The organism is Mesorhizobium sp. WSM4819 (genome assembly GCF_055811215.1).
In genome coordinates this window covers 137,546-162,441 of sequence record NZ_JBVVQO010000004.1, presented here as the reverse complement: position 1 = coordinate 162,441, position 24,896 = coordinate 137,546, and the positions used below count along the sequence as shown (strand labels likewise).

Sequence of the window (24,896 nt, the reverse complement as noted above, 5' to 3'; positions counted from 1 at the left end):
CAAACGGACGCACCGGCACGGCCTGATCAGGCATCGAGGAAGTCCAGGGCCTTTTCCACGAAGGCGCGGTGATACTGGAAAATGGCCGTATGCCCGCCGTCCTCATACAGGACCAGCTCGGCATTGGGGAAGCGTCGTGCCAGGTCGACGGAATTGCTGGTGGGCACCATTCTGTCGTGATCGCCATTCACCACGAGCACCGGGTGGCGGACACGCGATAGGTCGGCAGGGCGCTCAAGGCCAAAGGCACGGACTGCCTTGAGCTGCTGGCTGAAAGCGCCGAGGGCGATGGGCTTGTCGCGGTCATCGGTCCGTTCCTTCAAGCGCTGCAGAAACTCGCGCGCCGCCTTCTTACCGTTGGGGCTTTGGGTGAAGAAGAGGTAGTTCTTTGGGTCCCTGATGGTCAGCGCGGCGCGGATCATGTCGAAGATGGTGACTGATGTCACCCTGTCGATGCCGGTACCCCCGGCTGGGCCGGTTCCCGCGAGGATGATCTTGCGAACCAGATTAGGCTCCAGCTGAACAATCGCCTGGGCGATGAAGCCGCCAAGAGACAGGCCGAGCAGATCGACCTGCTCGAAGCCGAGGGCCCGGATGAAGGCGATCGCGTCGCGGGCCATCGCCTCCACCGTGTTGGGAGTGGACCCGCCTGATGCGCCAACACCACGGTTATCGAAGGTGATAACGTGCCGTTTTGCGGCAATGCCATCGACGACCCGGGGATCCCAATTGTCGAGTACCGCACTCAGATGAGTAAGGAAGATCACCGGTACCCCGGTTGTGGGCCCGAGCTCCCGGTAGGCGAATTTCGTACCGCCGAGGTCGACCGTTTTTGTCGGCACGTCCCTGTGTTTGACGATCGCGGCAGGTCGCGACAGATGATGCACGTTCATGATGGTTTCCTTTCTTCTGGCTTGTCGCTGTCGCGGGGCTGGAGCAGCGCCTTCGCCGCTGCCGCGCCAGCCGCAAGGATGCGATCGGACAGTTCGGTCCCGTTCACCGCGCGCGATAACTCAAGCGTGCCGATCAGGGTCGCGAAGACGCCGAACGCGACATCTTCGGGGTCGCGGGCGTCGGGTGTCAGTTCGGCCGCCACCGGGCGTACGAGCTTGAGCAGGTGCTCGGCGTAAACCTGGCGCGTCTCGACCGGCTCACGCGCAATTTCGGGCAACAGCGCGGCTGAAGCGCAACCGTGGCCTGGATTGTCTCGGTGTTCCGCCGACAGATACGCGTCGATGGCCATTGGCAGGCCACCGGCAGCCACCGCCTCCTGAATCTGGGTCGCCTGAACCTCCAGGGCCGCCGCCACGCTCTCACGCACGAGCGCCGCCTTGGATGGAAAATGCGGATAGAAAGCTCCATTGGTCAGTCCCGCCTCGCCCATGATGCCGGCGATACCTGATGCAGCGATGCCGTCGGAGCGAAACCGTTCGGTCGCCACATCCATGATCCGCTGCCGCGATGCTTCCCTCCGGCCTTTCTCGTAGCGCATGTTTTTCTCCTTCGATCAGCTATTGCATTACGACCATATTATCATTAATTGACCATAATGCAATAGGGCGAGGCACCGGAGATGTCGATCGGGCGCTCCTGGTCTCCTCAATTTAGGAAAGCTGCAATGAAGGCCTTCTTCGTCGATCGATATGCAAAGAAAGCTCGCCTCCGGCTTGGAGAGGTTCCAGAGCCGGAAGCAGGGCAGAATGACGTGCTGGTGCAGATCCATGCCGCCAGCGTCAATCTGCTGGACTCCAAGATCAGGGACGGAGAATTCAAGCTCATCCTGCCCTACCGCCGGCCTTTCGTCGCAGGCCATGACGTGGCCGGAACGGTCATTCGCGTCGGCGCGAAAGTCCGACAATTCAAACCGGGCGACGAGGTCTATGCGCGAGCGCGCGACGGTCAAATCGGAGCGTTCGCTGAATACATCGCCATTAATGATGCCGACGTGGCCCTGAAGCCAAAAAACCTCAGCATGGAAGAGGCTGCGTCCATTCCCCTGGTGGGTCTAACCGCCTGGCAGGCGCTGGTTGAAAAAGCGAAGCTGAAGAAAGGACAGAAGGTCTTCATTCAGGCCGGCTCCGGTGGAGTGGGGACATTCGCCATCCAATTGGCAAAGCACCTCGGCGCGACGGTCGCCACGACAACAAGCTCCTCGAACACGGATATGGTCAGGAAGCTGGGCGCCGATGTCATTGTCGACTACAAGAAGGATGACTTCGAGAAAGTCCTTTCGGGCTACGATGTCGTCCTGAACAGCCAAGACAACAAGATCCTCGAAAAGTCCCTGCGTGTGTTGAAGCCAGGTGGCGTCGCCGTTTCGATCTCCGGTCCGCCCGATCCTGGGTTTGCCAGGGAGAAAGGGCTGAACTGGGTGCTGAACCTGGTCATGCGCGTTTTGAGCGCAGGCATCAGGAGGCGGGCGAAACGCGCAGGTGTCCGATACTCGTTCCTGTTCATGGCGGCCAATGGCGAGCAGTTGACAAAGATAACGTCGCTCATCGAAACGGGCGTCATCCGCCCGGTCGTAGATCGTGTCTTTCCGCTTGAGCAGACAAACGAGGCATTGGCATACATTGAACAGGGCCGGGCCAAGGGCAAGGTTGTCATTAAGGTGAAATGAAATAGCATTTGCAATGCTTCAGGCGACAACGTCCGCTTCTGGGCGCAATGCGGGCCCAGCGAATGAGCTTGCGCGTGCTTCTTCCACAGCCCTACGTCAACCTAATGCTCGATCGGTCCTTTCGGCATGACGATTGTCGTGCCGGCGGTTGTCGGACGCTCGATCATGCGGCGGACGCGCGGCGGCTCGTCGCCGCTGTGCAGCGCCCGCACGCGCTCGCCGACAACGGCGTCGGCATGGGTGGCCCGCTTGTTGTGGCGGATGTATTCAAGCCATGTCGGCGTGTGATAGTGCTCGATCCATATTGCGGGATTTTCGAGATCGCGCGCCAGCGTCCAGTTGCGGGCGCCGTCACGGCGGCGGATGCGGCCGCGTTCGGCCATGGTGGCCAGGAATTCCGGCACGTCCTCCTCGCGGATAATGTACTCAATCATGATGGCGATCGGCCCGCTGCGCAGTTTCAGGTCGAGTGCAAGGTGCGGCTCCTTGAAACGGTTCAGCGGATCGAGGTTGAGCACCGCCTGCTGCGGCAAAGGCAGCAAGAGGCCGATCGCGCCGCCCGCCAGCATCGCGACGGCGGCCGCGATCAGCGCGAACTCGGCGCCATGCGAATCAGCGACGACGCCCCAAATCCAGCTGCCGAGGGCGATGCCGCCGAAAGTCGCCGTCTGATAGACCGAGAGCACCCGGCCGACCACCCAGCGCGGCGTCGACATCTGCACCGTGACGTTGAAATGCGCCAGCGCGACCACCCAGCAGGCGCCGCCGATGAGCAGCCCGAGCGACGTTTGCCAGGCCTGGTCGCTGACGGCGGCATTGAAGGCGCAGAGCGCAAAGCCCGCGAATGCCATGCGCACCATCGCCTCGCTCGACAGCATCTGCCTCAGCCGGACGCTGATCAGTGCGCCGCCGACGGCGCCGATGCCGAAAGCACCGAGCATGATGCCGTAGGTCAAGGCATCGCCCTTGACGACATCGCGCGCCACCAGCGGCAGCAGCGCCAGAACCGCGCCGGCGCTGAAGCCGAAGGCCGCACCCCTTACCAGCACCTTGCCGATATTGGGCGACATGGCGACGTAGCGCAGGCCAGCACCCATCGCCGCGCCCAGCGTCTCGCGCGGCAGTGTCGAGGCCGGCAATTCCGGCTTCCAGCGGGCCAGCACGATGATCAGCCCGACATAGCTCAATGCGTTGGCGGCAAAGGCCGCTGCGGTACCTGCGGCGGCGACGATGATGCCGCCGATCGCCGGGCCGACGCTGCGCGTTAGGTTGAAGCCCAACGAATTGAGCGCGACGGCAGCCGGCAGCTTGGCGCGCGGCACCATGTCGCCGACAGAAGCTTGCCATGACGGGTTGTAAAGCGCCGTGCCGCTGTTGATCAGGAAGGCGAAGGCGAGCAGCGTCCACGGCGTCATCAAGCCAAGATAGGTGAACACGGTCAGCAGAACCGAGACGACCAACATGAAGATCTGGGCAATCAGCATGACCTTGCGCCGGTTGAAGCTGTCGGCGATGGCCCCGGCAACGAGCGCAAACAGCATGATCGGCAAGGTGGTCGAAGCCTGGACCAGCGCAACCTGATAGGACGAGGTGGCGATCGTGGTCATCATCCAGGCGGCGCCGACGCCCTGGATCAAGCCACCGAAATTCGAAACCAGACTGGCGGACCATACGGCGCGGAAAATGCCGTGTCGGAACGGCGCCAGCGCCGAGACGCGTTCGCTGTCCGGCTCGTCGTCGATCATGGATGCTTCCCCGACTTCAAATGCTGCGTTCTTCCAGAATCGGTGCCCTCATGCCGTCCCTAGAAGTAGAGCAAGACCTCGCAAAGGGCGAACGCCTTTTCAAAGAAGATCATGGTCCAACAACAAGATAGCCGTGGCTGCAACAGGTCAGCGGCCATTCTTGCAGGCGGCGTGAGGCGCTTCGGCCGCCTGCTTCCAGAAATCGGCGCATTGGGCAAAAAATACTTAGCGACTTGACGAAGTTTTCGCTTGCGCCACCGGCAAATTGGGCGATAGTTAGCGATATGGCTAAGCATGATCTTGATCTCTCGCTGCTCTTCCACGCGCTCGCTGATCCGACCCGCCGGTCGATCCTGACCCGGCTCGCCGAAACACCTGCGCGGGTAACGGATCTGGCTGGGCCCACGGGACTGCGGCTGCCCACGGTGATGCGGCACCTTTCCGTGCTGGAGGAGGCAGGGTTGATCACCACGTCCAAGGACGGGCGCATACGCACCTGCGCCATCGTACCCGAGGCTCTGGATCCAGCGCGAACATGGCTCAATGAACAGCGGGCCATCTGGGAGGCCCGGCTCGACCGGTTGGACGCATTTGTGATGAATGTGATGAAGGAACGCGCAGAATGACACAGAACCTCGCTACAAACAGTGCGACCCCTACCATGCCTGATGACAGGAAAGGCGGTTTTGCGACGCTGACCTTCGAACGGGACGTGGCCGCGCCATTGGCCGTGCTGTGGGAGGCTTGGACGGCCCCAGCCGCGCGGGCGATCTGGGCTGCGCCATCGCCCTCGGTCACCGTGGAGTTTTTGGAGGCCGACACCAGGGTGGGTGGTCGCGAGATCTCGCTCTGCAAGGCAGAGGGCCAGCCGGACATCCGCTGCGAGTGCGGCTGGCTGGTGTTGCAGCCAGCGCTGTGCAGCGTGAACTACGAGGTGGTCTCGTGCGAAGGCGTGACGCAATCAGCAGCGCTGGTGACGGCAGATCTCTCAGGCACGCACGAGCGCAGCCGGCTGGTCGTGACGGTGCAACTTTCCTCGCTGGCGCAGGACATGGAAGCAGGTTACCGGGCGGGCTTCGGTGCCGGCCTGGACAACCTCGCGGGCGCGGCCGAACGAACCATGGTGCTGCAGCGGGTGATTCAGGCGCCGCGGTCCATCGTCTGGGGCGCGTGGATGAACCCTGAAACGCTGCCGCAATGGTGGGGGCCGGAAGGCTTCTCCTGTCGAACGAAGAGGATCGACTTGCGAGCGGGCGGCGAGTGGGTATTCGACATGATCGCGTCTGACGGCACGGTTTTCCCGAACCACCATCTCTATAACGAGGTCCGGCCAGAGGAGAGGATCGGCTATACGCTGCATTGGGGCGAGAACGGGCCGAAACATGCCGACGCCTGGGCCTCGTTCGAGGATCAGGACGGGGCCACGAAGGTAACGCTGGGCATGGTATTCAGCACGGCTGCCGAGTTCCAGGAGGCGAAGGGCTTCGGTGCCGTGGAACTGGGACTGCAAACTTTGGGCAAACTGGAACGCTTCGTCGCATCCCGCTGAAATGCTGCGATTTCCCGTCGGCCCGAATCAGGGCTTGTCGACGAGGTCCTCCTCCATGTCGCCCGTCCTCAATGGCGACGGCATCCGCCGCTTCAGTCAGAACGGCATGGTGCCGATCAGGCTGGAGAAGACCGAGCTCTCGAAAGCGGGGCAGATCACCAACATGCGCTTCCGCTTCACGCGATAGGCCGAGAATTCACAAAGGGATACACGAAGAGGAGGGTTCTATGAGAAAGCTGATCATATGGGACATGGTGAGTGTCGACGGCTTCTTCGAAGGTCCGGACAGGGACATCAGCTGGTTCGTCTTCGAAGAAGAACTCGAGGACTACATTCGTGAGACCCAGGAAAAGGCCGACACGCTGATCTTCGGCCGGGTGACCTACGAGCTCATGGCGGCCTATTGGCCGTCCGAGCAAGGCTGGATCGCGGATTTCATGAACAAGATCGAGAAGTTGGTCTTCTCGCGCACGCTGAAAAGCGCCGACTGGAACAACACGAAGCTCTTCAACGGCAATGTCGCGGAAGAAGTCTCCAAGCTGAAGACCAGGGACGGCGGAGACATCTTCGTGTTCGGCAGCGCCGACCTCACGGCGACCCTGATGGAGCACGGCCTGATCGACGAGTATCACCTCGGGATCAACCCCGTTATTCTCGGGAGAGGCACGCCGCTCTTCAAGGGCGGCCCGAACCGGATACGCCTGAAGCATCTCGAGACGAGGACGCTCAAGTCAGGTGTTGTCATCCTCCATTACGCGCCGGAGAGCAGACAATGACGATCGATCCGCTGTTTCCCGTCAACCACTTGTCGAATTGGGAGGGCCCGGGAAGCGACGCGTTCCAGAGGATCGGCGGCCAAGTGGCGTAGCTGCCATCACCGCTGCGCTCTCTCGGGTCTAACGCCTGGGCAGCCCTTTGGGCGACATGCATTACCGATCTTCGAATCCGGTCAGCACGCCGACCGCATTGATGCCGATTTCCTCGACGGCGTAGCCGCCTTCCATGACGAACAGCGTCGGCAGGCCGAGCTTGGCGATGCGACGGCCAATCCTGGGATAGTCGGCGCTTTTCAGCTTGAACCTGCTGATCGGGTCCTTCTCGAACGTGTCGACGCCGAGCGAGACGACAACGATCTCGGGGGCGTAAGCTGCAAGTTTTGCGCAGGCGTCCTCCAGCGAAGCATTCCAGGCATCCCATGTGGTGCCGAACGGCATGGGGTAGTTGACATTGAAGCCTTCGCCGGCGCCGGCGCCGCGCTCGTCGGCATGGCCAAGGAAGAACGGATATTCGGTCATCGGGTCGCCATGCAGGTTCAGCACCTGCACGTCGCCGCGGCTGTAGAAGATCTCCTGCGTGCCGTTGCCGTGATGGTAATCGACATCGAGGATCGAGACACGCCTGGCGCCCTGGTCGCGGAACCATTGCGCGGCAACCGCGGCGTTGTTGATGTAGCAATAGCCGCCCATGAAGGCAGCGCCGGCGTGATGGCCGGGCGGGCGGCAGAGCGCGAAGGCTGATCTCTCGCCGCCCTTGACCAGGGCGGCTGCGGTCAGCGCCACATCGTAGGACGACTTGATCGCCTCCCAGGTGCCTTTGACGAAGCCGGCGCCGCCGTCGAAGGAGTAAAAGCCAAGCAGCGCATCGATGGTCTGGGGGCGCACATCGCCGCGCAGGCCGCGCGTCGGCCAGGTGAAGGGGAGGGCCGTGCCAGTCCGTCCCGACGCTTCCCAGAGCGGCCATACGGTCGGCAGGAAATCGATGTAGTCGCTGGTATGCACCTGCTTGGCGGCTGCGAGGTCATGACTCTGGGGCGGCAACACGGGGCCGAGTTTTTCGCTCTCCACCCTCGCCTTGATGAACTCGGCGCGCGAGGGCTTCTCAAAGGCCGGCACGATGGCGCCGGCGATCAATTCGACATTGCCGGAATGGCCGGCATGGAGGGGCGAAAAGACAGTCTTCATGAAATTGTTCCGTGGTGAGATGCGGCGACCCTAGCCGTCTTGCACTGCCTTTCACAAGGCGCTGGGCCAACCAGCCATGGCTTGCTGGCACGGCAGCTACTCGTCTAGCCTGTCGGTAGCGCAACCGAACCGCGGGTAATCATGAGTTCAAATGCCGACCTGATCGTCATGAATGCCCGTGTGCTGACCATGGACGAAGGCAATCCGACGGCCGAGGCGGTGGCGATAAAGGACGGCAACATCCTCGCGGTTGGGGATCGCCGGACGATTGAGGTGCTGAAAGGGCCGGCCACGAAGATTATCGATGCGCAAGGCGGGTCGATGGTGCCGGGCTTTATCGAAGCGCATATGCATCTTTTCGGCGGCGCGGCCGAACTCGACAATCTGCACCTTCAGGGCGTGCATGGCTTCGATGCACTGAGCGACGCGATCCGCGCCTATGCGGCGGCACGGCCGAACGCCAAATTGCTGCTTGGGGCCGGCGTCGACTACACCATCCTTTCCAAGGAAGAGCCGGTCACCCGCCATCATCTCGACCGCATCATCGCCGACCGGCCGTTCGCCATGTCGGCTTCCGATCATCACACGATGTGGGCCAACACCAAGGCGCTGGAGCTGGCTGGCGTCCTGCACGGCAAGCAACTCGGTCCCGGCAACGAGATCGTCATGGGAGCGGATGGCCTGGCGGCGGGCGAATTGCGCGAGGGGGAGGCGTTCGGGCCAATCCTCGAGCTTTCGGGGCAGAACCGAGTGCGGCTCGGCATTGCGACAGGCGGAGAGCCCGAGCCGTACCCTTCCGCCGCCGAAGTCGCGGCCGATCGTGACCTGATGCATCGCGGGTTGGAATGGTGCGCCCGCCACGGCATCACCTCGATCCAGAACATGGACGGCAATCTTTACCAGCTAGAGCTGCTAGCCGGGCTGGAACAGGAAGGGCGACTGCTCTGCCGCACCAAGATACCTTTTCATTTCAAGAACTTCATGACGCTCGACAGGCTGGAAAAGGCATCGAGCATGGCCAACTCCTACCAATCGGAATGGCTGTCGTCCGGCATGGTCAAGATGTTTTACGACGGCGTGCTGGAAGGCTGGACCGCGGTGATGATCGACGACTATGCCGACCGGCCGGGCTGGCGCGGTGAGCCGCTGTTTACGCCGGAGCATCTCGCCGAGGTGGCGGGGGAGGCCGACCGGCGCGGGCTGCAGGTCGCCGTGCATTCGATCGGCGATTGCGCGGTGCGCGCGGTCCTCGATGGTTATGAGGCGGCGCGGCGGAAGAACGGCAGGCGCGACAGCCGGCACCGGGTCGAGCATATCGAGGTGGTCACTGCCGCCGACATACCGCGCTTCGCAGAGCTTGGCGTCATCGCCTCGATGCAGCCGCCGCACCCGCCCGGCGCCATGGACTTCCCGCTGGAGCCGACGCTTTCGCGCATCGGCCGCGAAAGATGGCCGCTGAGCTATGCCTGGCGGACGCTGAAGCAGGCGGGCACGCATGTCGTCTTCGCTTCCGACTGGCCGGTGTCGCCGATCGATCCGATCCTGGGCATTCAGGCGGCGGTGCTGCGCAAACCTTGGGCAGAGGGCGATCCCGACCAGAGCTTTTCGCTGCATGAATCACTAGCGGGCTACACGGTGGAAGGCGCCTATGCCGAGTTCATGGAGCACCGCAAGGGCCGCCTGAAGCCAGGCTTTATGGCCGATCTGGTGGTGCTCTCAGGCGACATCGAGGCGACCGCGCCGGAAGCGCTGCATACGGTGCGGCCGGTGACGACGATCTGCGGCGGCAAGATCACCTACCAGGCCTGACGGTGGCACGGGAATTGCGTCCTAAATCGACGTTCAGATGTATGATCGACATTCAGATGTGTGCTTGCCAAGCCATGCGCCGTGTGCTGACAATCGAGTGGGAACTGGATCCGCCAGAAGAGCGGACACAAGAATGGGGTAATCGTGCCGGAACAACCGGGTAAAAGTGCAATTGAAGTTCGTGGCGTCCGCAAGGTCTTCGGTAGCGGGGAGTCACAGGTCGCCGCCCTCGACACGGTTTCGGTGTCGATCCGCGAAAATGAATTCTTCACGCTGCTTGGTCCGTCCGGCTGCGGGAAGACGACGCTTTTGCGGCTGATCGCCGGCTTCGATTTCCCCAGTGCCGGCGAGATCCTGCTGCATGGCCAGGACATCGCGCCGCTGCCGCCGTTCAAGCGGCCGGTCAATACCGTGTTCCAGAACTATGCGCTGTTCCCGCATATGACGGTGGCCGAGAATATCGGCTTCGGCCTCGAAATGCTCGGCAAGCCCAAGGCCGAAGTGAAGGCGCGGGTCGCCGAGATGCTGAAGCTGGTCAAGATGGAGGCGCTGAGCAACCGCCGCACCAGCCAGATTTCCGGCGGCCAGCAGCAGCGCGTGGCGCTGGCGCGGGCACTGGCGCCGCAGCCGAAAGTGCTGCTGCTCGACGAGCCGCTGTCGGCGCTCGACTTCAAGCTGCGCAAGGAGATGCAGATCGAGCTGAAGCGGCTGCAGCACGAGACCGGCATCACCTTCATCTTCGTCACTCACGACCAGGAAGAAGCGCTGACCATGTCGGACCGCATCGCGGTGATGTCGGCGGGCAAGATCCTGCAGGTCGGCACGCCCTGGGATATCTATGACAAGCCGGCGGAGCGTTTCGTCGCCGACTTTATCGGCGAAACCAATTTCCTGACGGCGGCCATATCAGGAATGGGCAACGGCAAGGCACGCGCAACGCTCAAATCCGGCGCGACCATCGACGCCACCGTGGCTGAAGGCTTCCAGCCGAAGGACAATGCAACCGTGGTGGTCAGGCCCGAACATGCCAAGCTGACCAGCGGCAAGGGCGACCTATCGGGCACGGTCGAAAACATCGTCTATTTCGGCACCGACACCCACATCCATGTTCGCCTGGACAGCAGCGAGAGCTTCACCGTGCGCCAGCAGAACACGCGCAGCGCCGGCTGCGGTTTCGAGCGGGGCGACAAGGTCGGCATATCGATCGGCAACGACGCCGCGCAAGTGCTGAGGGACTGATGGCGAGCGCGGAACAAGTCGCTGAGGAGGCCGAGCGCCGAGAGATCCGCGATCGCTGGCTGCTGTCGGCGCCGGCGCTGATCATCATCTTTCTCGCCGCGAGCGGACCACTGCTGATCGTCGTGATCTATTCCTTCCTGACGCCGGGGCCCTATGGCGACGTGGTGTGGAAATTTTCTACCGACGGCTGGCTGTCGGTGTTGATGCAGCGTGACATCTTCGACGACACTCTGGCCTTCGCCGATGCGCATTTGTCGATCTTCTGGCGTTCGATAAGCCTGTCGTTCTACACCACCGTGCTGACGTTGTTCTTCGGCTTCCCCACAGCCTATTTCATCGCCACGCGACCGCCGAAGACGCGCGAGGTCTGGGTTTTCCTCGTCACCATTCCGTTCTGGACGAATCTCCTGATCCGCACCTTCGCTATGCAGCAGGTGATCCGCAACGAAGGGCTGGTCAACACGGCGCTGATGGCGCTCGGCATCATCAAGCAACCGCTGCAGATCATGAATACCGACGCCGCCATCTTGTTCGGCATGATCTATATCTACCTGCCTCTGATGGTGCTGCCGATCTACGCCTCGATGGAGAAGCTCGACTTCCGGCTGGTCGAGGCCGGATATGACCTCTACGCCGGTCGCTGGCAGGTTCTGCGCCGCATCATCTTCCCATTGATCAAGCCCGGCGTCATAGCCGGCTCGATACTGGTCTTCATTCCCTCGCTTGGCGCCTATGTCATTCCGCGGGTGCTGGGCGGCGGCAAGAACATGATGCTCGGCAACCTGATCGAACTGCAGTTCGGCGCGGGCCGTAACTGGCCGCTTGGCGCGGCCATCTCAATTACGCTCATGGTGCTGGTGATGATCGCGCTCCTGTTCTACGTGCGCAACGCATCCGGGTCGCAGGGCGCCCATGGCTAAGCGTCCGTTCGACATCCAGGCGCAACCCGGCTTCGGGTTCATGGCGCTTCTGACCTTCTTCGCGCTCTATCTGCCGATCGCGGCGCTCGTCACCTATTCGTTCAACACGGCGGATTCGCTTTCGCGCTGGGACGGCGTCTCACTGCGCTGGTTTATTTCGGCCTGGCACAATTCGGCCGTGCAGGACGCCTCCGTCCGCTCGCTCGTGCTGGCGGTCTCGGCCGCCGCGCTGTCGACGATCGCCGCCACCATGGCTGCGCTGGCCACGACCCGCACGCGGCCCTATCCCGGCCTTACCTTCAAATACGCCTTCATCAACCAGCCGCTGATGGTGCCGGAGATAGTCACCGGCGTCGCGCTCCTGATCGTGTTCTCGCGCATCAAGGTCTGGACCGGTTACTCAGGACTCGGTTACCTGATCGCCGCGCACACCGCCTTCTGCATCCCGTTCGCTTACCTGCCGATCCGGGCGCGGCTGGACAGCATGGACCTGACGCTGGAGCGCGCAGCCGCTGACCTATACGCCACGCCCTGGAAAGCCTTCCGTTTCGTGACGCTGCCGCTCTTGAGGCCGGCCATCATCGCGGGCTTCATGCTCGCCTTCGTCATTTCGCTCGACGATGTGGTCATCACCGAATTCGTCAAGTCCGGCGGCCAGGATACGCTGCCCACCTACATGCTCGGCCAGTTGCGGCGCGAAACGAGCCCGGAAATCAATGCGATCGCCACGGTATTCCTGGCGCTGTCGGTGGTGCTCGTAACCGTGTTCTACTTCGTCAACCGGCGCAAGCCATGACCAACGATTGCCAAAACGGGAGAATAGCAATGAAATGGAAGACCACGGCTGCCACGGCGGTATTCGCAATGTTTGCCTTTGCGGGCAGCGCGTATGCGGAAGGCGAACTCAACATCTTTAATTGGGGCGACTACACCAGCCCCGAGATGATCAAGAAGTTCGAGGATACCTATAAGGTCAAGGTGACGATCACCGACTACGACTCCAACGACACCGCGCTAGCAAAGGTACGCGCCGGTGGTCATGGCTTCGACATTGTGGTGCCGTCGGCCAACTACGTGCCGATCTGGGTGAAGGAAGGGCTTCTGCTTGAGGCCCGGCCCGACCAGATGGAGAACTTCAAGAATGTCGACGAGCGCTGGGTGAACGTTCCCTGGGATCCGGGCCGTCATTATACGGTTCCGTGGCAGTGGGGCCTGACCGGTATCGGCGTCAACACAAAGGTCTATGACGGCGACCTCAATACCTCGGCCATCTTTCTCGATCCGCCGAAGGAACTGGTTGGCAAGATCAATGTCGCGCCGGAAATGAACGACGTGCTGTTCGCCACCATCAAGTATCTGGGCGGCGACTGGTGCACGGACGACAAGGAACTGCTCAAGAAAGTGCGCGACAAGCTGGTGGAGGCCAAGCCGAAGTGGCTGGCCATGGATTATAGCGTGACCGAGAAGCTACCGGCCGGCGACTATTCGGCCGTCTACTACTGGAACGGCGCCATCATGCGCTCGCGCATCAAGAACCCCGACATCAAGTTCGGCTACCCGAAGGAGGGCTTCCCCTTTTTCATGGACAGTGTTGCCATCCTCAAGGATGCCAAGAATGTTGACAACGCCAAGCTGTTCATGAACTTCACTATGGATCCCGAGAACGCCGCCATGATCTCCGCCTTCGCCAAATATGCGAATGGCGTCAAGGGCTCGAAGACATTCATGCCAGCCGACATGAAGGATGCGCCCGAACTGGTGGTACCGCCAGAACTAGAGAAAGCGGGCGAGTTCCTCACCCCTTGCTCGCCCGATGTGCAGCAACTCTACACGCGCATCTGGACGGACGTTCAGAAATAACGGCACTCCGCCTTTTTCCGCGCGAGCGGGAAGAAGGCGGGTCAAGGGCCGGATGAGGGGTAGCGCTGAATTCGCAGCGTTCGCGCCGCCCCTCACCTGGCCTGCCGGCACTGCCCTTCGCCATGGCGTCGGGCGTTCGTCACTCTAAAGGCCCATTCGGGGGCTTTTTCGTCCGCTGTGCAGACCGCTCCTCATCCAAGTGAACCGAAGAGCGGCATGCGGCGGCAGGGAAATTCTCATGCAGTCTTACCGCAACTCCGATCCGCGGCCGCCGATCATGCAGGGCTCACCGCCCAAGATGGTGCCGCCGAAGCTCGACTGGGACAGGGGACCCTGGAATCGCTGGGCATTCCAGCACATCCGCGAAATTCTGCCGACCGTCGAAGTCTGGCGCGGCAATGGCCATCGCCGCCGCTTCGAGCAGACCGAGGTCGATCTCGACGCGCTGCCGGTGAGCGACAGCACGGGGAAGCCTACGACGCTGGCCGGGCTGCTGGACGAAACCTATACGGATGGGTTCCTCGTGCTCAAGGATGGCAAGATCGCCTATGAGCGCTATTGCAACGGCATGACCGAGCGCACGCTGCATTTGTCGCAGTCGATGGCGAAATCGGTCACGGGCTCGGTGTTCGGCATACTCGCCGGGCGCGGCCTGATCGATCCCGCCATGCCGGTGACGACCTATCTGCCGGAGCTGGAAGCTACCGGCTGGGCCGGCGCCAGCGTGCAGCATGTGCTCGACATGACGTCCGGCGTGCGTTTTTCCGAGGAATACACCGACCGCTATTCCGATATCGGTCAGGTCGATGTCGCCAGCGGCTGGAAACCGGTGCCGCCGGACAGCGACCCGGCCTTCGAGTGGCCATCGCATATGTTCGAATTGATCCTGCGGCTCAAGAATGCAAGCCGGCCGCATGGCTCTGCGTTCGAATACCGTTCGATAGAGACCGACGTGCTCGCCTTCATCATGGAACGGGTGACCGGCAAGCGGCTGGCGCAACTGGTTTCGGAAGAACTCTGGCAAAAGCTCGGCGCGGATGAAAGCGCCTGCTTCACCGTCGACAGCGCCGGCTACGCCATCGCCGATGGCGGCTTCAACGCCACGCTGCGCGACTATGGCCGTTTCGGCCAGCTGATCCTCGACAATGGCGGCGGCGTCGTGCCGGCCGACTGGATCGAGGCGACGCGCACCGGCAGGCATGGACCGGACTTCAATCCCAGCCTGCCGCAAGGCAGCTACCGCAACCAGTTCTGGATCGAGGACCCGCGTTCGCGCGCGCTGATGTGCCGGGGGGTGTTCGGGCAGCTGATTCATATCGACTGGAACAGGAGAATGGTCGTGGTGAAGCTTTCGAGCTACCCGGATTTCACCAGCATCGCCTTTTCGGTGGCGACGATGAAAGCCGTCCACGCGATCGCCGCCGCGCTTGGCTAAGTGACCGTTTGGAAACTCTACTCTGGCGGCCATCTGATTTCGAAACAGTCTCTAAGTTCCTAAAAACCGGAAGGAAAAGCTATGACCGGTAAGACCGCGTTCGAGACCAGACATGGCTTTGCCCGCAACAAGGTGCTGCTCGGCAACTGGCGCGAAAGCCCGTTCAGCCGGTGGTCGTTCCAGAATGTCGGCGAGTTGGTGCCGAGCGCACGTGTCGCTGCAGCGTCAAGCGGCAGTGAGGCGCCGGCACAGGATCTTGACGGGCTGCTTGACGAAAAGGTCGCGCTGACCGGCGGCGCCGAGACCGTTGCGGCCTTTCTCGCGCGCTCCGACACCGACGCGCTGACGATCATGAAAGCCGGCAAATTCGTCGGCGACTGGTTCGCACCGCATATGGAGTTCGGCGCGCGCCACATCATCTTCTCGATCAGCAAGTCGCTGACCGCCATTCTGGCCGGCATATTGGAAGGCGAAGGAGTTTTCGACCCGCAGGCGCCGGTGACCCGCTATCTGCCGGAAGCTGCTGGCTCGGCCTATGGCGATGCCAGCGTGCGGCATGTGCTCGACATGAGCGTCAGCCTCGACTTCGAAGAAGCCTATCTCGATCCGGAAAGCGCTTTTGCCCGCTATCGCCGCGCGACGCTGTGGAATCCGGGCGGCGGCATGGAAAGCCTGGCCGACTTCATCCTGACGCTGCAGCGCCTTAACGAGCCGCATGGCCGGACGTTCCGCTACCGCTCGCCCAATTCCGACCTGCTCGGCATCCTGCTCGAACGCGCGTCCGGCCAGCGCTTCGCCGAGTTGATGCACGGGAAATTGTGGCTGCCGCTTGGTGCAATGAGCGAAGCCTCGGTGACAGTCGACATGGCCGGCACTGCGCGCACGGCCGGCGGCATTTCGGTGACGCCGCGCGATCTGGCCCGGGTCGGCGAGACGATGCGGCAGGGCGGCATCGCCCATGGCCGCCGCATCGTGCCGGAAGCCTGGGTGCGCGACACTGTCAGCACAGGCGGAGACACGGACGCCTGGCAGCGTGGCGCGATGGCGTTCCGCTTCCCGCAAGGCCGCTACCGCAACAAATGGTACCAGACCGGCGCGGCCAGCGGCGCTTTTTGCGGTATCGGCATCCACGGCCAGTGGCTCTACGTCGATCCCAAGGCGGAGGTGGTTATCGCCAAGATGTCGTCGCAGCCTGAGCCGGTCGACGAGCCGCTCAGTGTCGATATGGTCACCTTCTTCGATGCGCTGAGCCGGATGGTCTAGCAGGGCAATCGTATCCGACTGGCAATGTCAGCGCTGCCCCTCATCCGCCTGCCGGCACCTTCTCCCCGTATAGTGACGGGGAGAAGGGGGCTGGCCGCACCGCGGCGCTATTTTTTGCAACGCTGGTCGTTGGCGAAACCCTTTGCGAAGGCGTCTTTCTCCCCGTCACTATACGGGGAGAAATGCCCGGCAGGGCAATGAGGGGCAGCGCGCACGTGTGAAAGGCACGGGCAAATCCAGGCGTGGGCGCGTTCTGCCATGCGAATTTCCAACTTGCTTTCCTGTGGAACTATCCGGCGGTTGAAAACGCCCCGGTTGGCGGAGCGACGCTCTGCGCCTATGGTCGCCGCTCTTTTTGACAGGACAGCAGGAACGACATGGCATCCGAGCGCATCGCAGCAGTCATCGCAGCCGAGATCGCGGCCCGGCCCGAACAGGCCGCGGCGGCGATTGGACTGCTGGACGAAGGCGCGACAGTGCCGTTCGTGGCGCGCTACCGCAAGGAGGTCACCGGCGGCCTCGACGACACGCAACTGCGCCTGCTGGCCGAACGGCTCGTCTATCTGCGCGAGCTCGATGCGCGCCGCGACACCATTCTCGGTTCCATCCGCGAGCAGGGGAAGCTGACCGAAGAGCTTGAAACCAAGATCGCTGCGGCCGTCACCAAGGCGGAACTCGAAGACATCTATCTGCCCTACAAACCGAAGCGCCGGACCAAGGCCGAGATCGCGCGCGAGCGTGGGCTGGGACCGCTGGCCGAGGCGATCCTTGCCGACCGCGCGGCGGCGCCCAGCGAACTGGCGCTGGCCTACATCACTGAAGAGGTGGCCGACGCCAAGGCGGCGCTCGAGGGCGCGCGCGACATCCTGTCCGAGCAGTTTGCCGAGAATGCCGATCTGGTCGGCAGGCTGAGGAGCTACATGAAGGAACGCGCCTTCATGCGGTCGCGCGTCGTCGACGGCAAGCAGGAGGCCGGCGCGAAATTCTCCGACTATTTCGACCATGTCGAGCGCTGGGCCAATGTGCCGAGCCATCGCGCCCTGGCGATGCTGCGCGGCCGCAACGAAGAGGTGCTGTCGCTTGATATCGAAGTCGATGCCGACGACGCGTCGCCGGTGAAGCCGGTCGAGCGGATGATCGCCGATGCCTACGCCATCGGCCGCCAGTTGCTGGGCGACCGCTGGCTGATGGAGGTGGCGGGCTGGACCTGGCGCGTAAAGCTGTCGCTGCATCTGACGCTCGATTTGATGCGGGATCTGCGCGAGCAGGCCGAGGAGGAGGCGATCCATGTCTTCGCCCGCAATCTGAAGGACTTGCTGCTCGCTGCCCCGGCCGGCTCGCGCGCCACGATGGGGCTCGACCCCGGCATCCGCACCGGCGTCAAAGTGGCGGTGGTGGACGGCACCGGCAAGCTGCTGGCGACGACGACGGTCTATCCGTTTCCGCCAAGGAATGACGTGCGCGGCACGCAGGCCGAACTCGCAAACCTCATCCGCCTGCACAAGGTCGAGTTGATTTCCATCGGCAACGGCACCGGCAGCCGCGAGACGGAAAGGCTGGTCGCAGACATGCTGGCCGACATGCCTGCCGAGTCCGGGCCGAAGCCGCTCAAGGTGATCGTCAGCGAGGCGGGCGCCTCGGTCTATTCCGCCTCGGCAACAGCAGCGGCGGAATTCCCCGGCCTCGACGTGTCGCTGCGCGGCGCGGTGTCGATCGCGCGGCGGCTGCAGGATCCGCTGGCCGAACTGGTCAAGATCGAGCCGAAGTCGATCGGCGTCGGCCAATACCAGCACGACGTCGACCAGTACCGGCTCGGCCGCTCGCTGGAAGCGGTGGTCGAGGACGCGGTCAATGCCGTCGGCGTCGACCTCAACACCGCCTCGGCGCCGCTTTTGGCGCGGGTTTCGGGTCTTGGCGCATCGCTGGCCGAGGCGATCATTGCGCACCGTGACGCGGCGGGTCCCTTCGCCAGCCGACGTGACCTGTTGAAGGTCTCGCGCCTTGGACCCCGGGCCTTCGAGCAATGCGCCGGCTTCCTGCGCATTGCCAACGGCACCGAACCGCTCGATGCCTCGGCCGTGCATCCGGAAGCCTATGGCGTGGCGAAAAAAATCGTTGCGGCCTGCGGACGCGACCTCCGCTCGCTGATGGGCGACAGTGCCGCTCTCAAGGCGCTCGATCCGCGTGTCTTCGTCGATGAGCGGTTCGGCCTGCCGACGGTGCGCGATATCCTGGCGGAACTGGAAAAGCCCGGCCGCGATCCGCGCCCCGGCTTCAAGACCGCGACCTTCGCCGACGGCGTCGACGACATCAAGGATTTGAAGCCAGGCATGCTGCTGGAAGGCACCGTCACCAATGTCGCCGCGTTCGGCGCCTTCGTCGATATCGGCGTGCACCAGGATGGACTTGTGCACGTGTCGCAACTGGCCGACCGTTTCGTCAAGGATGCGCATGAGGTGGTGAAAGCCGGCGACGTGGTCAAGGTGCGCGTCGTCGACATCGACATCAAGCGCAAGCGCATCGGCCTGTCGATGCGCAAAGATGGTGACGGCGGTACACCGAAGCCGCGCGACAACGGCAACAGACCGGTGCCGCGCACGCCGGCGCCGCTGCGTCAGGCGGAAAGGCCGGTGCAACAAGGCGCATTCGGCGCCGCGTTGGCCGATGCGTTGAAGCGGAAGTAGCTACTTCTCCGGCGGCACATGGCGCAGCAGCCAGTCGCGAAAACTGGCGACCGGCGGATGGCCGAACTTGTCGTGCGGCACGACGAGATAATAGGCGCTGCGGCTTTGCATCGGCCGACCCGGTGCCGGCACCAACTGGCCGCGCTGCAATTCGCCTGAGATGAGCACCTGCGGCAGCAGCGCCACGCCGAGCCCGGCCATACAGGCCTGGGCGGCAGTGCCGAACTGCTCGAACTGCATGCCCGGTCCGGTCGGTGCGCTCAAACCCTGATGCTCGAACCACTCGGTCCATGCGCCGGGCCGCGTTGCCATGTGCAACAGCGGCAGACGGCCGATATCAGCAGGCGTGGCAATGGCGCGGCCGGCCAGAAATTCGGGCGAGACGACTGGCACCACCGTCTCGCGCACCAGCAGCGTCGAGTCGGCATCCGGCCAGTCGGGCAGGCCGAAATGGATGGCGGCATCGAGCCGTTCGCGGGAGAAGTCGAAGCGGCCGATGCGGGTGACGAAATTGATGGTGATGTCAGGGTTGTTTTCGACGAAATCCGGGATGAGCGGCATCAGCCAGCGTGTGCCGAAGGTCGGCAGGATCGCAAGGTTCAAGATGCCACTATGCCGATTGCTCATCAATCCAAGCGCTGCGTCGCGCAATTGACCCAAGGCGGCGCGCACCGCTTCGGCATAGATCTCACCGGCCGACGACAGCCTGACATTGCGGCTGTCGCGTTCGAACAGCTGGCGGCCGAACTGGTCCTCCAAAAGCTTGATCTGGCGGCTGACGGCGCCTTGGGTCAGATCGAGCTCTCTTGCGGCGGCGGTAAAGCTGCCCAGCCGGGCGACCGCCTCGAAGGCGGCAAGGGCGCTGATTCCAGGCAAGAGGCGGCGCTGCACGTTCATGATCCATTACTAACGCTCATTGAATGGCGAAGCAATTTCGTTTGATTTTTTCGACCTGGAAGCCGATAAGCCGCCCAATTCATGTTGTTGTTTGTGCATGTCGTTATCCCAAACCGCCGGACACCTTCGGGTCAGGCCCGAGGGCAAGCTTTTGGGCGACATGCAAGAGTTTGGGAGACCGAGGCCATGGCCGCCGACAAGAACGCATTCGTCTGGGATGATCCTTTCCTGATCGAGAACCAGCTGTCGGAAGACGAACGGATGGTGCGCGATGGCGCAGCGGCATTCGCCGCCGACAAGCTCGCTCCCAGGATCGAGGAAGCCTATCTCGAGGAAAAGACCGATGCCGGGATCTTTCGCGAGATGGGCGAGGCGGGTCTGCTCGGCATCACCATTCCGGAAGAATATGGCGGGCTCGGCGCCAACTACGTCACCTATGGGCTGGTGGCGCGCGAAGTCGAGCGCATCGATTCGGGCTATCGCTCGATGATGAGTGTGCAGTCGTCGCTGGTGATGTATCCGATCCATGCCTATGGCTCGGAGGCGCAGCGCAAAAAATACCTGCCGAAGCTGGCGTCAGGCGAATGGATCGGCTGCTTCGGCCTGACCGAGCCGGATGCCGGTTCCGACCCTGGCGGCATGAAGACGCGGGCCGAGAAGACGGCGAACGGCTACAGGATCTCCGGCTCGAAAATGTGGATATCCAACGCGCCGATCGCCGACGTGTTCGTCGTCTGGGCAAAGTTGTCCGACAAAAGTGGCGGCGGGCATGACGGCGAGATTCGCGGCTTCGTGCTGGAAAAAGGGATGAAGGGGCTGTCGGCGCCAAAGATCGACGGCAAACTCAGTCTCCGCGCGTCGATCACCGGCGAAGTGGTGATGGAAGGCGTCGAGGTCGGTGAGGACTCGCTGCTGCCTGACGTGTCGGGCCTGAAGGGGCCGTTCGGCTGTCTCAACCGGGCTCGCTACGGCATCTCCTGGGGTGCGATGGGTGCGGCGGAAGATTGCTGGCACCGGGCCCGCCAATATGGCCTTGACCGCAAGCAGTTCGGCAAGCCGCTGGCCGGCACTCAGCTGTTCCAGAAGAAGCTCGCCGACATGCAGACCGAGATCGCGCTGGGGCTGCAGGGCAGCTTGCGGGTCGGGCGCCTGATGGATGAGGGCAAGATGGCGCCCGAGATGATCTCGATCGTCAAGCGCAACAATTGCGGCAAGGCGCTCGACATCGCCCGCCAGGCCCGCGACATGCATGGCGGCAACGGCATCCAGATCGGCTACCACGTCATGCGCCATGCGCAGAACCTGGAAACGGTCAACACCTATGAGGGCACGCATGACGTGCATGCGCTGATCCTCGGACGGGCGCAGACCGGGTTGCAGGCGTTTTTCTGAGCCGGCCCCTGGGCCGGCAACGCTGCTTAAATTAGATGCACCGCAACATCTCTGCTTGGAGAATGGCCAGCATTTGTGTCAGGGTTCGGCGAGTTCGTTTGAAACGCCCACTTTCGGGGTCCCATGGCAATTCTGGCAGCCGTCTACCACCTGACCCATTACAAATATGACCGGCCGGTCGTCCTCGGCCCGCAGGTCATCAGGCTGCAGCCGGCGCCGCATTCCCGCACCAAGGTGCTCAGCCATTCGTTGAAGGTCGGGCCGGCGAGCCACTTCGTCAATCTGCAGCAGGATCCCTACGGCAATTTCCTGGCGCGCTTCGTGTTTCCGGAACCGGTGGCGGAACTGAAGATCGAGGTCGACCTCGTCGCCGACATGACGGTCTACAACCCATTCGATTTTTTCGTCGAGCCGGCGGCCGAGACCTTGCCGTTCGAATACCCGGAAGAGATCAGCGCCGATCTCGCCATCTACCGGACGCCGGAACCGGCTGGACCGCTGCTGTCGGCGTTCCTGCAAACCATCGATCGCCACCCAACCAATACCGTCAATTTCGTCGTCGACCTCAATGCCCGCCTGCAGCGCGAGGTCGCCTATATCGTGCGCATGGAAACCGGCGTTTTTTCGCCGGAGGAAACGCTGGCCGCAAAGAATGGCTCGTGCCGCGATACGAGCTGGCTGCTGGTGCAGATCCTGAGGAACCTCGGCATCGCCGCGCGCTTCGTTTCCGGCTACCTGATCCAGCTGAAGCCCGACCTCGTCGCGCTTGACGGACCGCCTGGCACCGCCGTCGACTTCACCGATCTCCATGCCTGGTGCGAGGTCTATCTGCCGGGCGCCGGCTGGATCGGCTTCGACCCGACCTCCGGCCTGCTCACCGGCGAAAGCCATGTGCCGTTGGCGGCCACGCCGCATTTCCGCAACGCCGCGCCTATTTCCGGCATGGCGAGCTTCGCCAATGTCGAGTTCGGCTTCGACATGCGGGTCGACCGCATCGCCGAGCACCCCCGCATCACCAAGCCATTCTCCGACGAAAGCTGGCAGGCGCTTGACGCATTGGGCAGGCAGGTCGACGCCGCACTCGAAGCCGGGGACGTGCGGCTGACCATGGGTGGCGAGCCGACCTTCGTGTCGATCGATGATTTCGAGGCGGAGGAGTGGAACACCGCCGCCGTCGGCCCGACAAAACGCGAAAAGGCCGATGCGCTGATCCGCCGGCTGCGTGAGCGTTTCGCGCCCGGCGGCTTCCTGCACTACGGGCAGGGCAAGTGGTATCCGGGCGAAAGCCTGCCGCGCTGGACCTTCTCGCTGTACTGGCGCGCCGACGGCGAGCCGGTGTGGAGCGACCCGTCGCTGATCGCGCGGGAGAACAGCGAAGCAGATGAAGCAGGCGAAGCAGACGTGGGGCCGAAGCAGGCTGAAAGCCTGCTGACGGCGATTGCCGATGAACTCGGCATCGACAAGTCAATGGTCAGCGAAGCCTATGAGGACCCGGCTGAGTGGCTGCTCAAGGAAGGCAAGCTGCCAGAGAATGTCGATCCGTCCAATTCGAAGCTGGACGACCCCGAGGAGCGCAGCCGCATGGCGCGGGTGTTCGAACGCGGCCTGACTAAGCCGTCGGGCTATGTACTGCCTGTCCAGCGCTGGAACAGCCAGGCGTCGGGACCGCGCTGGCGTTCGGAGAAGTGGAAGACGCGGCGCGGCAGGCTGTTCCTGGTGCCGGGCGATTCACCGGTCGGCTACCGCCTGCCGCTCGGCACGCTTCCCCATGTGCCGCCGGCGCAGTTCCCCTACATCGTGCCGGTCGATCCTTCGCTGCCGCGCGGACCATTGCCGGCGCGCGAGGCTATTTTGCCTGAAGCCGCTTCTTTGCCGGAGGCTGCCCCGGCCGAACTTGAAGGCGCTGACGAAATGGCGCGCCGCCAGCAGGCGGCGTCCTTCACCGCAGCGACCGGCCAGCAGGACCGTGTCGAACAGGAGATTACCGAGATCGGTGGCGCGGGGCGCACCGCGCTGTCGGTCGAGCCGCGCGACGGACGGCTTTGTGTATTCATGCCGCCGGTCGAGGCGCTGGAGGACTATCTCGAACTGGTCGCGGCGGCCGAGAATGCGGCAAAGGTTATCGGCCTGCCGGTGCATATCGAGGGCTATGGCCCGCCGCACGATCCGCGCCTCAACGTCATCCGCGTGGCTCCGGATCCCGGCGTCATCGAGGTGAACATCCATCCGGCTGCAAACTGGCAGGACTGCGTGGCGACGACCACAGCGATCTACGAGGAGGCGCGGCAGACGCGGCTCGGCGCCGACAAGTTCATGATCGACGGCCGTCATACCGGCACCGGCGGCGGCAACCATGTCGTCGTCGGCGGCGCAACACCCAACGACAGTCCGTTCCTGCGCCGCCCCGATTTGCTGAAGAGCCTGGTCCTGCAATGGCAGCGCCGTCCGTCGCTGTCTTATCTGTTCTCAGGCCTGTTCATCGGCCCGACCAGCCAGGCGCCGCGTTTCGACGAGGCGCGCCACGATTCGCTGTACGAGCTTGAGATCGCCATGGCGCAGGTGCCGCATCCGGACAGTGGCAGCGCCCCGTTGCCGTGGCTGGTCGACCGGCTGTTCCGTAACCTGTTGACCGACGTGACTGGGAACACCCACCGCTCGGAAATCTGCATCGACAAGCTGTTTTCGCCCGACGGCCCGACCGGCCGGCTGGGGCTGGTCGAGTTCCGCGGCTTCGAGATGCCGCCCAATGCGCGCATGAGCCTGGCGCAGCAATTGCTGGTGCGCGCCATCATCGCCCGCGCCTGGAAGAACCCGCTCGATGGCCGCTTCGTGCGCTGGGGCACGTCACTGCATGACCGTTTCATGCTGCCGCACTATGTCTGGGCTGACTTTCTCGACGTGCTGGACGACCTCAAGCTGAACGGCTTCGAGTTCCGTCCCGAATGGTTCGACGCGCAGCTTGAATTCCGCTTCCCGTTCTGCGGCGAGGTCCAGCATGCCGGCATCAAGCTGGAGCTGCGGCAGGCGCTGGAGCCGTGGCATGTCATGGGCGAGCAGGGCGCGATCGGCGGCACCGTGCGCTTCGTTGATTCCTCGGTCGAGCGGCTGCAGGTGAAGACCGAAGGGCTCAATCCGGAACGTCATGCGGTCGTCTGCAACGGCCGCATCGTGCCGATGAAGGTGACCGACTCCAGAGAGATCGCGGTGGCCGGCGTCCGCTTCAAGGCCTGGCAGCCGTCATCGGGGCTGCATCCAGCACTGCCGGTCAACACGCCGCTGGTTTTCGACATCTTTGATCGCTGGTCGGGCCGGGCGGTCGGCGGCTGCGTCTACCATGTCGCGCATCCCGGCGGGCGCAGCTACGACACTTTCCCGGTCAACGGCAACGAAGCGGAGGCGCGGCGGCTCGCCCGCTTCGAGCCGCGCGGCCATACGCCGTCCGCCTACGTGCTGCGCGACGAACAAGCCTCTGAGGATTTCCCGATGACCCTTGACCTGCGGCGGCCTGCAAGACTCTGATCA

The 24,896-nt window shown here is 63.2% G+C and carries 20 protein-coding genes; 15 read left to right on the top strand and 5 right to left on the bottom strand.

The window, feature by feature from the left end; translation table 11 throughout:
* Positions 1-26 precede the first annotated feature (26 nt).
* Positions 27-893, bottom strand: a complete 867-nt coding sequence (locus AC0L18_RS06115; protein ID WP_473491066.1) for an alpha/beta fold hydrolase — start codon at positions 891-893, stop codon at positions 27-29.
* Entirely contained in the window at positions 890-1,492 is a 603-nt protein-coding gene (locus AC0L18_RS06110; RefSeq protein WP_473491064.1) for a TetR/AcrR family transcriptional regulator, read from the bottom strand. The genes AC0L18_RS06115 and AC0L18_RS06110 overlap by 4 nt, the downstream gene beginning before the upstream one ends.
* A gap of 126 nt (positions 1,493-1,618) precedes the next feature.
* On the opposite strand from AC0L18_RS06110, the gene AC0L18_RS06105 reads away from it, so the two are divergent.
* On the top strand, positions 1,619-2,620 hold the full coding sequence (locus tag AC0L18_RS06105) for an NADP-dependent oxidoreductase (protein ID WP_473491063.1): 1,002 nt from the start codon (positions 1,619-1,621) through the stop codon (positions 2,618-2,620).
* Positions 2,621-2,721: 101 nt separating this feature from the next.
* Here AC0L18_RS06105 and AC0L18_RS06100 read toward each other — a convergent pair whose 3' ends face one another.
* Positions 2,722-4,365 (bottom strand): MFS transporter, encoded by a 1,644-nt coding sequence (locus AC0L18_RS06100; RefSeq protein ID WP_473491061.1) that lies wholly within the window; start codon positions 4,363-4,365, stop codon positions 2,722-2,724.
* Positions 4,366-4,649: 284 nt separating this feature from the next.
* On the opposite strand from AC0L18_RS06100, the gene AC0L18_RS06095 reads away from it, so the two are divergent.
* Genes AC0L18_RS06095 through AC0L18_RS06080 form a run of 4 tightly spaced genes read left to right on the top strand, consistent with a single transcriptional unit; the run spans position 4,650 to position 6,690 of the window.
* Positions 4,650-4,991, top strand: coding sequence for an ArsR/SmtB family transcription factor (locus AC0L18_RS06095; protein ID WP_473491059.1), 342 nt, complete (start codon positions 4,650-4,652; stop codon positions 4,989-4,991).
* Positions 4,988-5,914 (top strand): SRPBCC family protein, encoded by a 927-nt coding sequence (locus AC0L18_RS06090; RefSeq protein WP_473491058.1) that lies wholly within the window; start codon positions 4,988-4,990, stop codon positions 5,912-5,914. The genes AC0L18_RS06095 and AC0L18_RS06090 overlap by 4 nt, the downstream gene beginning before the upstream one ends.
* 55 nt (positions 5,915-5,969) lie before the next feature.
* Positions 5,970-6,101, top strand: coding sequence for a hypothetical protein (locus tag AC0L18_RS06085; protein ID WP_473491057.1), 132 nt, complete (start codon positions 5,970-5,972; stop codon positions 6,099-6,101).
* 40 nt (positions 6,102-6,141) lie between these two features.
* Complete coding sequence (locus AC0L18_RS06080) at positions 6,142-6,690, top strand: dihydrofolate reductase family protein (RefSeq protein WP_473491056.1); 549 nt, start codon at positions 6,142-6,144, stop codon at positions 6,688-6,690.
* Positions 6,691-6,843: 153 nt separating this feature from the next.
* On the opposite strand, the gene AC0L18_RS06075 is transcribed toward AC0L18_RS06080, so the two are convergent.
* The gene (locus AC0L18_RS06075; RefSeq protein ID WP_473491054.1) at positions 6,844-7,875 is read right to left on the bottom strand and encodes a histone deacetylase family protein; all 1,032 of its coding nucleotides are present in this window, start codon (positions 7,873-7,875) and stop codon (positions 6,844-6,846) included.
* A 141-nt stretch (positions 7,876-8,016) separates the two neighbouring features.
* Between AC0L18_RS06075 and AC0L18_RS06070 the strand changes: the two genes are divergently transcribed.
* The 8 genes from AC0L18_RS06070 (at position 8,017) to AC0L18_RS06035 (ending at position 19,085) form a co-directional block, all read left to right on the top strand.
* A complete protein-coding gene (locus tag AC0L18_RS06070; protein WP_473491053.1) occupies positions 8,017-9,684 on the top strand; it encodes an amidohydrolase in 1,668 nt (555 codons plus the stop codon).
* A 144-nt stretch (positions 9,685-9,828) separates the two neighbouring features.
* On the top strand, positions 9,829-10,923 hold the full coding sequence (locus AC0L18_RS06065) for an ABC transporter ATP-binding protein (RefSeq protein ID WP_287240468.1): 1,095 nt from the start codon (positions 9,829-9,831) through the stop codon (positions 10,921-10,923).
* Positions 10,923-11,843 (top strand): ABC transporter permease, encoded by a 921-nt coding sequence (locus tag AC0L18_RS06060; protein WP_091594809.1) that lies wholly within the window; start codon positions 10,923-10,925, stop codon positions 11,841-11,843. The genes AC0L18_RS06065 and AC0L18_RS06060 overlap by 1 nt, the downstream gene beginning before the upstream one ends.
* On the top strand, positions 11,836-12,639 hold the full coding sequence (locus AC0L18_RS06055) for an ABC transporter permease (protein ID WP_127268194.1): 804 nt from the start codon (positions 11,836-11,838) through the stop codon (positions 12,637-12,639). Before AC0L18_RS06060 ends, AC0L18_RS06055 begins: the two co-directional genes overlap by 8 nt.
* 29 nt (positions 12,640-12,668) lie before the next feature.
* Positions 12,669-13,703, top strand: coding sequence for an extracellular solute-binding protein (locus AC0L18_RS06050; RefSeq protein ID WP_473491052.1), 1,035 nt, complete (start codon positions 12,669-12,671; stop codon positions 13,701-13,703).
* A 238-nt stretch (positions 13,704-13,941) separates the two neighbouring features.
* Positions 13,942-15,138: a serine hydrolase domain-containing protein gene (locus AC0L18_RS06045; protein WP_473491050.1), complete on the top strand. Its 1,197-nt coding sequence runs from the start codon at positions 13,942-13,944 to the stop codon at positions 15,136-15,138.
* Positions 15,139-15,219: 81 nt separating this feature from the next.
* Complete coding sequence (locus AC0L18_RS06040) at positions 15,220-16,401, top strand: serine hydrolase domain-containing protein (protein ID WP_473491049.1); 1,182 nt, start codon at positions 15,220-15,222, stop codon at positions 16,399-16,401.
* A gap of 377 nt (positions 16,402-16,778) precedes the next feature.
* Positions 16,779-19,085: a Tex family protein gene (locus AC0L18_RS06035; RefSeq protein WP_473491047.1), complete on the top strand. Its 2,307-nt coding sequence runs from the start codon at positions 16,779-16,781 to the stop codon at positions 19,083-19,085.
* Here AC0L18_RS06035 and AC0L18_RS06030 read toward each other — a convergent pair whose 3' ends face one another.
* Entirely contained in the window at positions 19,086-19,982 is an 897-nt protein-coding gene (locus AC0L18_RS06030) for a LysR family transcriptional regulator (protein ID WP_473491045.1), read from the bottom strand.
* A 186-nt stretch (positions 19,983-20,168) separates the two neighbouring features.
* Between AC0L18_RS06030 and AC0L18_RS06025 the strand changes: the two genes are divergently transcribed.
* Together AC0L18_RS06025 and AC0L18_RS06020 are read left to right on the top strand one after the other, a co-directional pair.
* Positions 20,169-21,374: an acyl-CoA dehydrogenase gene (locus AC0L18_RS06025; RefSeq protein WP_473491044.1), complete on the top strand. Its 1,206-nt coding sequence runs from the start codon at positions 20,169-20,171 to the stop codon at positions 21,372-21,374.
* A 123-nt stretch (positions 21,375-21,497) separates the two neighbouring features.
* Positions 21,498-24,893: a transglutaminase family protein gene (locus tag AC0L18_RS06020; protein ID WP_473491042.1), complete on the top strand. Its 3,396-nt coding sequence runs from the start codon at positions 21,498-21,500 to the stop codon at positions 24,891-24,893.
* The last annotated feature ends 3 nt before the right edge of the window (positions 24,894-24,896 follow it).